At 58.4% G+C, this 12,459-nt stretch carries 13 protein-coding genes; 12 read left to right on the top strand and 1 reads right to left on the bottom strand.

Features of this window, described 5'->3' with window-relative positions; genetic code table 11:
* The first annotated feature begins 2 nt into the window (after positions 1–2).
* Genes SD72_RS15010 through SD72_RS18545 form a run of 3 tightly spaced genes read left to right on the top strand, consistent with a single transcriptional unit; the run spans position 3 to position 1,803 of the window.
* On the top strand, positions 3–1,070 hold the full coding sequence (locus tag SD72_RS15010; protein WP_042545283.1) for an NAD(P)-dependent alcohol dehydrogenase: 1,068 nt from the start codon (positions 3–5) through the stop codon (positions 1,068–1,070).
* Between the two features lie 12 nt (positions 1,071–1,082).
* Positions 1,083–1,430, top strand: a complete 348-nt coding sequence (locus tag SD72_RS18540) for an SDR family NAD(P)-dependent oxidoreductase (protein WP_198141999.1) — start codon at positions 1,083–1,085, stop codon at positions 1,428–1,430.
* Entirely contained in the window at positions 1,384–1,803 is a 420-nt protein-coding gene (locus SD72_RS18545; RefSeq protein WP_269745599.1) for an SDR family oxidoreductase, read from the top strand. The genes SD72_RS18540 and SD72_RS18545 overlap by 47 nt, the downstream gene beginning before the upstream one ends.
* Before the next feature lie 4 nt (positions 1,804–1,807).
* On the opposite strand, the gene SD72_RS15020 is transcribed toward SD72_RS18545, so the two are convergent.
* A complete protein-coding gene (locus tag SD72_RS15020) occupies positions 1,808–2,551 on the bottom strand; it encodes a FadR/GntR family transcriptional regulator (protein WP_198142001.1) in 744 nt (247 codons plus the stop codon).
* A 276-nt stretch (positions 2,552–2,827) separates the two neighbouring features.
* Here SD72_RS15020 and SD72_RS15025 point away from each other — a divergent pair, with 276 nt between their 5' ends.
* From SD72_RS15025 to SD72_RS15060, 9 genes are all read left to right on the top strand, one after another.
* Positions 2,828–4,018, top strand: coding sequence for a fumarylacetoacetate hydrolase family protein (locus SD72_RS15025; protein WP_042545285.1), 1,191 nt, complete (start codon positions 2,828–2,830; stop codon positions 4,016–4,018).
* A 16-nt stretch (positions 4,019–4,034) separates the two neighbouring features.
* Entirely contained in the window at positions 4,035–4,427 is a 393-nt protein-coding gene (locus SD72_RS18075; RefSeq protein WP_198142002.1) for a hypothetical protein, read from the top strand.
* A gap of 20 nt (positions 4,428–4,447) precedes the next feature.
* The gene (locus SD72_RS18080) at positions 4,448–5,032 is read left to right on the top strand and encodes an NAD(P)-dependent oxidoreductase (RefSeq protein ID WP_198142003.1); all 585 of its coding nucleotides are present in this window, start codon (positions 4,448–4,450) and stop codon (positions 5,030–5,032) included.
* Between the two features lies 1 nt (position 5,033).
* Complete coding sequence (locus SD72_RS15035) at positions 5,034–6,467, top strand: aldehyde dehydrogenase family protein (protein ID WP_042545286.1); 1,434 nt, start codon at positions 5,034–5,036, stop codon at positions 6,465–6,467.
* Between the two features lie 2 nt (positions 6,468–6,469).
* Positions 6,470–8,011 (top strand): xylulokinase, encoded by a 1,542-nt coding sequence (xylB, locus tag SD72_RS15040; protein WP_042545287.1) that lies wholly within the window; start codon positions 6,470–6,472, stop codon positions 8,009–8,011.
* Positions 8,012–8,023: 12 nt separating this feature from the next.
* Positions 8,024–8,686 (top strand): HAD family hydrolase, encoded by a 663-nt coding sequence (locus SD72_RS15045; protein ID WP_042545288.1) that lies wholly within the window; start codon positions 8,024–8,026, stop codon positions 8,684–8,686.
* Positions 8,687–8,745: 59 nt separating this feature from the next.
* On the top strand, positions 8,746–9,522 hold the full coding sequence (rpiA, locus tag SD72_RS15050) for a ribose-5-phosphate isomerase RpiA (protein WP_042545289.1): 777 nt from the start codon (positions 8,746–8,748) through the stop codon (positions 9,520–9,522).
* Positions 9,523–9,703: 181 nt separating this feature from the next.
* On the top strand, positions 9,704–10,831 hold the full coding sequence (locus tag SD72_RS15055; protein WP_042545290.1) for a sugar ABC transporter substrate-binding protein: 1,128 nt from the start codon (positions 9,704–9,706) through the stop codon (positions 10,829–10,831).
* A gap of 8 nt (positions 10,832–10,839) precedes the next feature.
* On the top strand, positions 10,840–12,336 hold the full coding sequence (locus SD72_RS15060; protein ID WP_198142004.1) for a sugar ABC transporter ATP-binding protein: 1,497 nt from the start codon (positions 10,840–10,842) through the stop codon (positions 12,334–12,336).
* Positions 12,337–12,459: the final 123 nt, after the last annotated feature.

Raw genomic sequence — 12,459 nt, forward strand, 5'->3', positions numbered from 1 at the left:
GGATGGTGGTCAGCGAAGACCGTTTCGAAAAGCAGCTTGTTAGTGTTCTATACTCGCCGAAGCACTTAGGGTATGAAACGCGTCCGGTGCCAGTGCCCGGCCCAGGGCAGGTGCTCATCCGAGTCTCAGCCGTCGGAGTGTGCGGGTCCGACGTGCATTACTACAACCACGGAAGAATTGGTGACTTTGTCGTGGAAAAGCCTCTGGTGTTGGGCCACGAGGTGAGCGGTGTCATCGCCGCAGTTGGAGACGGCGTGGCTGCTGAGCGCATTGGTAGTCTTGTCACACTCGAGCCTCAAGTAACGAATCATTGGGGGGAGCAATCGAGGCAGGGACGCTACAACCTTGACCCCGAAGTGGAGTTCTTCGCTACGCCCCCATTTGATGGTGCCCTCTGCGAATATGTGCTTCTGCCTTCGCAACTAGCCTTTGACGTACCCCCTGTGCTCAGCGCCGAAGAGGCCGCGTTGATAGAACCGCTCGCGGTCGCGGTCGCTAGCGTGAGGCACGCCCGCGTTGGATTGGGCGAGCGTGTTGCGGTGGCTGGCGCGGGTCCGATTGGCCTGCTCGCGGCACAGGTCGCAAGGCTCGCTGGCGCCGTTGACGTCGTAGTCAGTGACCCACTCCAGAGTGCCCGCGACCGGGCCTTACGCTTTGGTGCGACATCGGTGCTTGACCCCGTTGGTGCGCGAGAGTCATTCCGAGATTCGTCGTTCGACGTGTTCATCGACGCGAGTGGCGTCGAAGCGGCAATTGTGGCTGGTGTACGCGCATTGAAGCCTGCCGGGCGCGCCATGCTCGTCGGTATGGGTGCGGATACCGTTTCGTTGCCCCTGGGGCTGCTGCAGGTGCGTGAGTTGGAGGTTCGGGGGGTCTTCCGGTACGCCAACGCATGGCCTGCAGCGATAGATCTCGCGGCTACCGGCGCGGTATCTCTCTCCGAGCTCATAACCGCGCGCTACGGCCTCGATCAGGTTGAGGAAGCTCTGCAAGCGGCTCAACGGCCCGGTGAAGTCAAAGTGGTAGTCATTCCAAAAGGACACTGCGGCCAGTGGGCCGCTGAAGGATAAAGGGGTAGATAGATGCGTGGACTCGCGGGACAAGTGGTGGCTGTGACTGGTGCAGGAGGCGGCATCGGACTCGCTGTCTGTGAGCGACTACGAGAGGAAGGGGCCACGGTGTACGCCCTTGATTTGGCAGCAGACCCGAATAGCGAACGAGAGCTGTCCGTAGACGTGACCAATCCTGATTCGCTCGCTGGGGCAAGGGATCAGATCATTGCGAGAGAGGGGAAGGTCGACAGTATTGTTGCTGCCGCAGGAGTGGTTGAAGATGATGTCGCGGCTGAAGACATGGCTCCGGAAGAGTTTGACCGGACGATGAATGTTAATCTGCGTGGTGTTTTTTTTCACTGCACAGACGTTCGGTAGACACTTCTTGAGCGCGGGGGGAGGAAACGTGGTGTTGATCTCGTCTATGAGCGGAAATCACATTGTGAACGTCCCCCAGAAACAGTGTGCGTACAACGCTTCAAAAGCTGGGGTGTCGGCACTCGCACGATCGCTAGCTTCTGAGTGGGCGGACCGTGGGGTTCGCGTGAACGCGATTGCACCAGGATATGTAGACACCCCGCTCCTTGCACTCAAGCGGCATCAGTTCGACGCGTGGATGCGGCAGATTCCCTCTGGCCGTTTCGCGCGCCCGGAGGAAATCGCGGGGACAGTGGCCTTCTTGCTGAGCGATGACTCAAGTTACTACAGTGGTGCAGAGTTGCTCGTCGACGGAGGGTACTCGCTCCGTTGAGATGCTAACCCTCGTCGGCTCCTCCGGAATCGGTAGGGATCAGCTTTTCTGTTTCTGAGCGGACGCGGCGAAGGTGCTTCAGTGTCGCCTGGCGGGCTCCCTCAGGGTCTTGCTTCTCGAGAGAGCGCAGGATTGCTTCGTGTTCGAGTTGAGTCTGCGGCAGCGAAGACAGGTACGCAATTGGTTCCGCGTATGCGTCGCGCAGTGATTCGTTGACCGGATTGGCCAGGGCGATGAGGAACATGTTTCGACACGCATTGGTGACGATCTTGTGAAACTTGAGGTCGAGCGCCAGATGCTCGGCGAATGCGTCCTTCGGAAGGGACCGGCTCGCCTCGATCGTCTCGCGCATCTGCGCGAGCTCATTCTCAGTACGCCGCTCGGCGGCGAGGGCTGCAATGTTGGGATCGAGTACGGAGCGAGCTTCGATCAGTTCAGTAAAATTCTCAGGCCTAAAGCGGAGAAAAAGCTTGTAGATGTCGTGTACTCCGTCGACTGAGATGTTTGCCACGGTCATGCCGCGACCCGCGCGAATGGCTACGACCCCTCGCTGCTCAAGGATCCGAGTTGCCTCGCGCACTACCTGGCGACTCACGTCGTACCGTGCAGTCAGAGCCGGCTCCGTGGGGAGGCGGTCCCCAGGTTGCAGGCCTTCCGTAAGTACAAACTCTTGAAGTTGGTCCGCCACGATCTCTGGCAAGCGTTTTGGGCGCTCCGTATTGGCACCGTGGGAAGCGTAGTTGGTCATAATCATTCCTGCATCTGGGGTTCGTGACACGGGTGCGACCCCCGGGGTTTATTTTCTGAACGTACGGCACTGCGTCGGACGATGTGCGGAGTAGCCTAGGGCTCCGAAGCGCCCTTAGAGCGATCGAAGTAGCCCGGGTTGTGTCCAAGCAGCGGATCACGCAATCATATTGGATTCTTGCCTAAACCTGCTAATCATATTATGATCAGAGGAAGTCGGAAACGTATTGGTGCTCCACTGACGGGGCCCCAAGCCATTTAGGAGTGATCACCGCTGATGTCCCTTTCTCTTACTGAGGCGCCCAATGATGTGCTGCCAGTCGATGTTGCGAGCGCCACGCTGGTCGGACGAGTGTTTGTCCCTGAGTACGGTGGCCCAGCCATCGTCACGCTGGACGCGGGACGTCTGGTCGACATTAGCTCTTCGTTTCCGACTATGGCCGATCTGACAGAGCAACCGGACGTTCTCGCGGCGCTCAGTGGGGCTGAGCGTGGCAGGAGCTGGAGTCTTGAGCAGGTGCTCGAAAACTCGGCTGTGGGGAACGCTGATGCAGTACATCTACTTGCACCAATTGATCTAGCCGCGGTAAAAGCCGCGGGTGTTACGTTCGCAGCATCGCTCATGGAGCGCCTCATCGAAGAGCGAGCAGGTGGTGATCTGTCCCAAGCGGAGAAAATTCGAGGTGAAATTGAGTCCAGTATCGGCGCCCAACTATCGGGTATCATACCCGGTAGTCCCGAGTCAGTGGAGCTGAAGCGTGTCATGGCTTCGCAGGGTCTTTGGTCCCAGTACCTTGAGGTTGGTCTTGGGCCAGACCCGGAAGTGTTTACGAAAGCTCAGCCGCTTTCTGCGGTGGGATTCGGTCAGGAGATTGGCGTTTCGAGGGTCTCGAACTGGAACAATCCGGAGCCAGAAGTCGTGCTAGTCATCAACTCGCGCGGCCAAATCATTGGTGGCACACTCGGTAACGACGTCAACCTCCGCGACGTCGAGGGGCGTTCAGCTCTCTTGCTCCCGCGGGCCAAAGACAACAATGCCTCAGCCTCCCTGGGCCCTTTCCTGCGCCTTTTCGACGAGGGCTTCTCGATCGACGAGGTTCGGAATGCTGAGGTTACGGTTCAGGTATTCGGGGAAGACGGCTTTGTGCTGAACGAGATGAGCAGCATGAATCAGATCAGCCGCGACGTTCAGGTGCTGGCGAGTTATGCCTGCGGTGACAGCCATCAGTACCCAGACGGTCTCGTGCTGTACACGGGGACTCTCTTCGCGCCCACCAAGGATCGTGGCGCACCGGGCCTTGGATTCACTCATGAAATCGGAGATGTCGTTCGCATCGCAAGTCCCAAGTTTGGCACCCTTGCAAACCGGGTCAACACCTCAGAACAGGCTTCGCCGTGGACCTTCGGGCTCCGGGAGCTGATCGCGAACCTCAATAGTCGTGGCCTAACTAGCCGGGTGGGCCAGTAGAAAGATGGCAAACCGGATGACGACAGTGGTGGTTACGGACCATATTTTTGAGGGGGTGTCACGAGAACAAGCGTTTGCGGAGAGGATCGGGGCCAAGTTTCGCTCGGCGCAGTGTACGACTGAGGAAGAAGCAATACGTGTAGTCACCGGAGCGGACATCGCGTTCGTTAACTTTGCTCCCATCACAGCAGCGGTGCTTGAGGGAATGTCCCCCGGATCGGTAATCATCCGTTATGGCGTGGGGTGGGACAACGTCGATGTGGCTGCAGCCGATGCTCGCGGCATCTCAGTGTGCAACGTGCCCGACTACGGCACGACCACTGTCGCGGACCATGCGGTGAGCCTGGCACTCACTCTTCTACGCAAACTCAATGCCTTCAATCGGGTCATCTCGCAGGCTCATGGCTGAAGCCTGCCGATGAGGCGCCGTTGCTTGAATTCGGCGATACTACGGTCGGACTGTTCGGAATGGGCAAGATTGGCCTTGCCGTCGCTGAGCGTATGCGGCCTTTTGGCTTCACTCTTCTCGCTCACGACCCGTTCGCCGAAACGGAGAAGCTCGCAGAGCTTGGTATTCAGCTGGTGGCGCCAGAGGAGCTCTGGCAGCGTTCGAACCTGGTCACGCTACACGCACCCGCAACGCCGGAGACAACGAAGTTGGTCAATGCGCGAACAATCGCTGCGATGCCGCGAGGTGCATATGTTGTGAACACCGCACGCGGAGCGCTGGTAGACCTTGACGCGGTGGTCGATGCGCTGCGAACTGGCCAGTTGAGTGGAGTCGGGCTCGATGTATTCGACCCTGAACCATTGCCAGAGGCGCACCCTATCCGGGGCCTCGACAGGGCGATCCTTACCCCACACGCCGCCTTTTACTCAGAGCGGTCGATGCAAAACCTGCAGCGCTTGGCAGTTGAAGAAGCAGAGCGAGCTGCACAGGGAGATGCTCTCCGATGTCTCGTAAACTCTCCCGAAGCTATCTCTGGCGACTTCAGTATGACGAAAGGTATCTAACGTGACTCTGAAGAATGTACGTAACTATATTGATGGTAGCTGGGTCGAAGGAGCGGGTACTTTTACCGTCGTGAACCCCGCCTCCCGTGCTCAGCTGGCCGCTGTGGCTGCCTCGACAGCGGATCATGTTGACGGTGCGGTGAGCGCCGCTCATGCTGCGTTCGCGACGTGGCGCTTCACCACAGTTTTTCAGCGGGCCACGATGCTGAGGAGCATTGCGGACGTTGTTGAACGTCGCGAAGATGAGCTCTTACTCGCGATCACCCAGGAGATGGGCAAGACCCTTGGTGAGTCTCGCGGAGAAGTACAGAAGCTTGCCCAGGCCTTTCGCTACTATGCTGCTGAGGGCGAGCGAGTCGTTGGGCGCGTCGTGCCAAACGAAGCGTCGAGCATTACCAGCCTCGTAACCTACGAGCCCGTGGGCGTCGTTGCGGCAATCACGCCATGGAACTATCCTCTTGAGCTCATTGGTTGGAAGCTGTGTGCCGCGCTCGCGGCGGGCGCGACGATTGTCGTGAAGCCATCGGAGTTCTCGACGCTCTCTGCTGCGTTGCTGTTCGAATGCATGGACGAAGCAGGTCTCCCAGCAGGCGTTGCCAACTTGGTCTTTGGTCGCGGTATTGGTCCGGACCTTGTCGGGCATCCTTTGGTGAGCAAGATCGCGTTTACGGGTTCGACGGCCACCGGTAATCAAATCGCTAGGTCGGTGCACCACGCGATTCCGCTTTCAATGGAGCTTGGCGGAACCTGCCCTATGGTGGTTACCGAGCACGCCGATCTTCAGAAAGCGGTCTCTGCAGCGGCGCGGCGAGGTTTTCGCAACGCAGGCCAAATATGTATAGCTATCAATCGAATCTACGTGCACAGCAGTCTCTACGAAGAGTTCCTCAGCCGCCTCGCCGTCGCCGTCGACGCATTGGTGATAGGCGATGGTACGGAGGACGGAGTCGACATGGGGCCGCTTGCGACTGAAGAAGGACTCGCGAAGGCTAGGCGTCACGTCGATGACGCGCTCGCTCATGGTGCGCGAATCGTGAGCGCGCGGCGAGACGTTCCAGCGTCCGGCAGCTTCATGTGCCCAGCGGTTCTTGCGGACTGCACACCCGACATGCTGGTAATGAACGAAGAGACGTTTGGGCCTGTAGTGGGGGTTTCGGCTTTCGACTCCATTGACGACGCGTTGGAACTTGCCAATCGCCCTGACTCAGGCCTCGCTGCGTACGCATTTACCGAAAGCCTCGCCGAGGCGCACCTTCTGAGTGCGCGACTCGATTATGGAAACGTGGCAATCAATAACCCCGACCCTGGGATCATGAACGCGCCCTACGGAGGACGGAAAGGCAGCGGATTCGGTTACGAGCACGGGCCTGAGGGGCTCCTCGGGTACCTAGAAATCAAGCACACCCGGATTGCCCACGCGCTTCCAGGGGCGTAGCTATGGCAGCGGTAATTGGTATTGATATTGGCACTTCGGGGTGTAAGACGATTGCGGTCGATGAATCGGGGAGGCTTCTCGCTTCGAGTTCGGCTGGCTACCGGCTGTACTCTGAGCGCGCTGGGTGGGCTGAGCAGGACCCAACTGACTGGTGGGATTCTGCCGTACGCACCCTCACGGAAGTCGCAGCAGCGCTAGCGGGCGCTGGCTACGATCAGGCTGGGACTGGCCCCACAGGCATAGCGGGGATTGGGCTTAGCGGACAGATGCACGGCCTCGTTGGGCTCGACGATGCGAGGAAGGTGATACGCCGCGCAATCCTCTGGAACGATCAGCGATGCGCCGCGGAATGTGACGAAATTACCGAAGAGGTTGGTGGGCTGGCGAGGCTCATTGATCTCACAAACAATCGTATGTTGCCAGGATTCACGGGCGGTAAAGTGCGATGGCTACGGCGGCACGAGCCTGAGACCTATCAGCAGCTGCGTTACCTGTGCCTGCCGAAGGACTATCTTCGTCTCCAGCTCACGGGTGTCTTCGCTACTGACGAATCCGATGCCTCGGGAACGGGATTTTTTGACCCGCGCACACGTGAATGGGTCCCAGAAGTATTCGTCTCCTGCGGTGTTGAAGCATCGATGCTGCCTCCCATCGTCGGTTCAACTGATCAGACAGGGATGGTGCACGGTCACCTCGCCGCTGAGATCGGACTACCGCAGGGAGTCGCTGTGTTTGGGGGAGGCGGCGACTCGGTCATCCAAACGACCTCGATGGGCGTTGTTGAGCCTGGCGATGTAGGAATCACTCTGGGTACTGCGGGCGTCGTCGCGACGCTCACTCCGTTCTGCCCAGAGAACGCTGACGCGCGTATCCAAGTTTCTGCGGGTAACGAGCCGGGCCGTTTCCATACGATGGGCGTTGCATTGTCAGCAGCTGGTGCTTTCCAGTGGCTTGGTGAGGTGGTGGCCCAGTTCTCTGGTGCTGACAATCCGGACTTCGATGCGCTCACTGCCATCGCTGCTGAGGCACCTCTCGGATGTGACGGGCTGTTATTTATGCCTTACCTCAACGGCGAGCGTTCGCCTCACGTGGCCCCGGAAGCTACCGCATCCTTCGTCGGCCTGAGTCGCAAGCACCAAGCGGGCCACCTTGCACGCGCAGTCATCGAGGGCGCGCTGCTCAACCTGCGACGCATCCTGGGAGAGTTTGAGCTCGTTGGTATCCCCTGCGAGCGCATTATTGCTTCGGGCGGCGCCACAAAGGGAAAGCTGTGGCTGAGCATTCTCGCCGATGTCTGTAATCGGGAAGTCGTGAGGCTCCGCGGTAGCGCAGAGGGTGGCGCCTTCGGCGCAGTACTTTCTGCCGGAGTCGGCGCAGGAGTCTGGCGCGATTACGAGACTGCTCTCGCTGGCGTAGAGGTGGTCGAGCGCATCACTCCAGAACCGGCGAGGGTTGCGCTATATGAGCGGATTTACGAGGTGCACGCGGGGCTTTTTTCCCACTTCTCAGATGTATATCGCGACCTCCAAAAGCTCAACGAATAGAAAGGCCGTGGTATGAAGACAGCGGTAATTTTCGACCTCGACGGCACGCTCGTCGACTCTTCGCCCGATATCGCGGCGGCTCTGAACAAGGCGTTTGCACCGTGGGGCGTGAGCGAGCTCACAGCGCCGGAGGTGCTGGGCATGCTTGGCGGCGGGCCCCGGGCGCTGATAGCTCAGGCCCTCACCGCCATCGACGGTCCTCTAGATGATGAATCACTCGACGAGGCGCTCGCTCGCTACTCGGCAGAGTACCTTGCGGCGCCATCAGCGAAGACTGAGTTTTTTGCCGACGCGGCAAAAGTGATCCCAAAACTGGCTGCACGCGGTCTCAAACTTGGCATTTGTACGAACAAACGCACTGAACTTGCAGATCTCCTCCTGGAACACCTTGGAGTTCGTGCCTACTTTAGCGCTCTCGTGGGCGTCGACCGCGCTGCTTACCCGAAGCCGCATCCTATGCACCTGGAACAGACGATGGCTGAGCTTGATGTAACTCCAGAGGAATGTGTCTATGTCGGTGACACTGCTATCGACCAGAGCACCGCACGCGCCGCCGGAGTGCGCTATACGCACGTTGCGTGGGGACATGAAATTGAGGGGAATGACACACGGCTCGAGTGCTTTGAAGACCTCATGCCAATTGTTGAGCCCCCCGGCAGTCCACCCACGGTCTAGCCACGTTCACGCTGCTCTCGGGTCACATCCGAATCAATACACACAAGAAAAGGTCTGACATGTACGAAAACCTCTCTCCCCAGGACGCGGCCAAATACGCTGCAGGTAAAGCTGCCGTCGAGCGCTTCGCGCACGACGGCGCGTTACTCGGGCTCGGCTCAGGCACCACTTCAGCATGGTTTGTGCGTGCACTCGGCGAAAAGGTCGCTGAGGGGTTGAAAGTAGTCGGCGTCCCGACTTCGACCTCCACACGAGACCTTGCGCTCTCTCTGGGTATTCCGCTGGTGGATCTCAACGAACTTGCAGAACAGGGCCTGAAGCTCGAGGTGACCGTTGATGGCCCTGATGAAATCGACCACGAAGGCGACATGATCAAGGGCGGGGGAGCCTGCCTTCTCTGGGAGCGGATTGTCGCCGAGGCCTCGGAGAAGATGGTGTGTATCGCCGATAACTCCAAACTCAAAGACAAGCTCGGCGCTTTCCCTCTCCCGATCGAAGTGATTCCTTACGCCTGGAAGGCAACACGTAATTCAGTACGCGAGTTGCTCGTTGACCTTGGTTACAGCGAGGAAGTGCCTCTCATTCTGCGTGAGCGCGAGGGCGGGGTGGTTGTGACGGACAGTGGGAACTACATTATTGATGCTCACTTGGGTGAACTGCGCGACAAGGTGTTGCTCGACACCAATCTCAATTGGATCGCTGGTGTCGTCGAGAACGGACTGTTCTCTGGTATCGCGCACGAGGTGATCTTTGCTAACCCGGGTGGCGAAGTTGAGGTTGTGGATCTGTCCCACCGTGTTACCGCGCGAGTGCCTGACTGGCGGAATGGGCGTTAAGAGTAGTGGGTGCGGATGGTCTCGATGCACGACTCCCGGCACCGGGTTGGCAACATCTATCTAAATCACCGTCGTTGTAATAATATGATGATTGCGATGATAGGATTTTTGGAATCGCAATCACTTTCTACCGAATCGACGCGGCACTGTCGTGTTCCAATTGGCAAAGGAGCCAAGCAAAATGAAGGTTCAGCATCCGGTATCAGGTCAGGGATTTGCTCGCGGTCGGCGAATTGTCGGAGCGGTGAGTCTGCTCTTGGGAGCCAGTCTCGTGGCGCTCACGGGCTGCGCGAGCGGCAGCGACGGCGGCGGCGGGTCGCAGTCCAGCGGCGGCACGGGGGTATTTGCAAATAAGGGGATGGATTACTTCTTCTTCGCTATGCAGTCCGAGGCTATCCAGCGTAAGAGCGAAGAACTTGGTTACAAGTTCTCCACGACAGACGCAAAGCACGATTCCAGCCAGCAGTTTAATGACGCGAAATCACTCCTCGTGCAAAAACCCGCGTTCTTGATTGTTGACCCCGTCGACTCAGCCGCCTGGGGTCCGGTCATCGAGCAGGCCAATAGGGACAAGATCCCCTTCGGCATCGTTGATACGCCTATTACGACGGGCAGAGCCGACTTTCAGGTCGCCTTCGACAACAGACTTGCCGGCGAGATGGCCGCAGAAGAGATCGTGAAGGGGCTCAAAGCAAAGTATGGTGAGCCCAAGGGAAAGGTGCTCAACGGATACGGCGCACTCTCGTCCTCGGCGTGGAAAGCCCGAAAAGAAGGCTTCGACGAGGTGCTCGCCCAGTACCCAGACGTTCAGGTGATCGAGCGCCCAACGGAAGGCGCTGAGACGACGGCGAGACAAGTCACCGATGCGACTCTGTCCGAGCACCCAGATCTGGACGCAGCCCATGCGCCGAGCGACTCAATCACTCGCGGCATCATTACTGCCATCAAGAGCAAGGGAAAGCTGAAGCCGCGTGGCGAAGATGGGCACATCATCATCACCACGATCGATGGAGAACCCCAAGCGCTCAATTGGTACCGAGAAGGCATCATCGACGCGTCGGTGTCACAGGATCCCGTTGCCTACGGGCAGATCGCTGTTGAGATGCTTACCGAATACGTTGCAAAGGGCAAAGACATCCCCCTGGGTGAATACGTGGACGAGAAATACTACTGGGAAACTGCGGTTATTGAAGACACGGCCAATGGCCCAACGATGACCATCCCACCCTATGTGATTGCAGAAGACAACGTTGAGGATAGCCGGCAGTGGGCCAACCTCGTGACGACGGAATGGGGCCAGAAGCAGTGACAAGCAGCGTGACTGGCGCGGCCCCCCTTCTCGAAGTCCGGGGGGTGAGCAAGCAATACGGCGGCAACTACGCACTTGAACCCATTGACCTCACGATTCGTGCGGGGAGCGTGCACGGATTCCTCGGGAAGAACGGCGCAGGAAAGTCGACTCTGGTGAGCATCATAGCTGGGCAGACGAAGCAGACTTCCGGGCAGATCTTCTTCGAAGGGGTCGACATTTCTTCGAAGACCTATGCGGAGCGCAAAGAGATGGGGATCCACCTCTTGCCGCAGCACGCTGAGGTTCTGCCTGAACTGAGTGTGGCCGAGAACTTGCTACTGCCGGACTTCAAAGGTGCGGGACGCGGACTGATCCGTTTCTCGAAGGTCAATGAGTATGCGACGAGTGTTCTTGAGCGTTACCGGCTACCGTTCGCGGCAGAAGCGATGGCCGGAACGCTCACGCTTCACGATCAAAGGCGGCTGAGTATTGCGCGAACGCTGAAAGACGGCGGGAAGCTAGTGATGCTTGATGAGCCGACCGCGTCACTGGGTAAGCAAGAGCGCCGGGAGTTGTTCGATTGGATTCGTGAGTTGAACGCAGCGGGCCAGTCTTTTGTGTTCATTTCGCACTACAACAGTGAGATACGTGAGATCTGTGACGAGTGTGCCGTGCTGAGAGATGGAGTGCTCGTCGCAGATGCACTCGACCCTCGCGTGACTAGTAGTGAGGAGATTTCGAGGCTAGTCACTGGAGTGGCTCACGAGGAGTTTGTGCGAGACCGGCAGACGGACCTCCAACCCCTCCTGGAGGTCCATGAAGCAAGAGCCCCTGGTTTCCGGGGTGTGTCCCTGTCAATTGGGGCCGGTGAAATTCTTGGATTGGTAGGGCTGCCAGGGTCCGGGGCCAAGGAATTTGCCAGGGCGTTGGGCGGCCTGAACCCATTGGAAGCGGGAACTGTCAGGCTCCGAGGGGAAACGGTTGACCTCCATCGCGTTGCGTCGGCTCGAAAGGCAGGGGTCTGTTACATGACTGACGATCGAATCCATGAGGGCCTCGTCGCAGATCTTTCCGTCATGGAAAACCTGCACCTCGGGAACTGGCCGACGAAAAGTGGACTTGTCGATGCTGCACAGATGGGTACGTTTTATGAGCGCATCCATGACCGCGTAGTCATTCGCGCCTGGGATCCGTCACAGCCCGTGGGGGAACTATCTGGCGGCAACCAGCAGAAGGTATTGCTCGGGTCCGTGCTCGGATTTGATCCGCAGGTCGTCGTATTTGACGAGCCAACGATTGGTGTCGATGTCGGGGCGAAAGAGGAGATTCATTCACTCATGGATGAACTTACTAGGCAGGGTGCCGCAGTAGTTGTTCTTACGTACGACGCCGATGAAATGTGCCGAATTGTGGATCGAGCGGTCGCATTCTCCGATGGTGCCGTCGTGACCGAGCTGGCTGGCGACGAGCTCACTCCAGATCGTGTACTCAGCAGCATTTCTACCCAGAAGGTTTCATCATGACTGAAAGTTTGACGCAACAGATCGCGGTTGGCAAGGGCGCTACAGAGCCTGCGAAGGGCTCCCCGAAGCTAGGGCAGATGCTGTTTGACAACATTGTTTGGTTGCTCCTGGTGCTGTTTGCGG

Origin of the sequence: Leucobacter komagatae (assembly GCF_000834055.1) — a bacterium.
GTDB lineage: Bacteria > Actinomycetota > Actinomycetes > Actinomycetales > Microbacteriaceae > Leucobacter > Leucobacter komagatae_A.

What these genes read in the sequence shown, in the direction of transcription:
- SD72_RS15025 (WP_042545285.1), top strand. Translation starts at nt 2,828, where the DNA reads ATGTCCCTTTCTCTTACTGAGGCGCCCAATGATGTGCTGCCAGTCGAT.
- rpiA (WP_042545289.1), top strand. Translation starts at nt 8,746, where the DNA reads ATGTACGAAAACCTCTCTCCCCAGGACGCGGCCAAATACGCTGCAGGT.
- SD72_RS15055 (WP_042545290.1), top strand. Translation starts at nt 9,704, where the DNA reads ATGAAGGTTCAGCATCCGGTATCAGGTCAGGGATTTGCTCGCGGTCGG.
- SD72_RS18545 (WP_269745599.1), top strand. Translation starts at nt 1,384, where the DNA reads ATGTTAATCTGCGTGGTGTTTTTTTTCACTGCACAGACGTTCGGTAGA.
- SD72_RS15020 (WP_198142001.1), bottom strand. Translation starts at nt 2,551, where the DNA reads ATGACCAACTACGCTTCCCACGGTGCCAATACGGAGCGCCCAAAACGC.
- SD72_RS15010 (WP_042545283.1), top strand. Translation starts at nt 3, where the DNA reads ATGGTGGTCAGCGAAGACCGTTTCGAAAAGCAGCTTGTTAGTGTTCTA.
- SD72_RS18540 (WP_198141999.1), top strand. Translation starts at nt 1,083, where the DNA reads ATGCGTGGACTCGCGGGACAAGTGGTGGCTGTGACTGGTGCAGGAGGC.
- SD72_RS18075 (WP_198142002.1), top strand. Translation starts at nt 4,035, where the DNA reads ATGACGACAGTGGTGGTTACGGACCATATTTTTGAGGGGGTGTCACGA.
- SD72_RS15045 (WP_042545288.1), top strand. Translation starts at nt 8,024, where the DNA reads ATGAAGACAGCGGTAATTTTCGACCTCGACGGCACGCTCGTCGACTCT.
- xylB (WP_042545287.1), top strand. Translation starts at nt 6,470, where the DNA reads ATGGCAGCGGTAATTGGTATTGATATTGGCACTTCGGGGTGTAAGACG.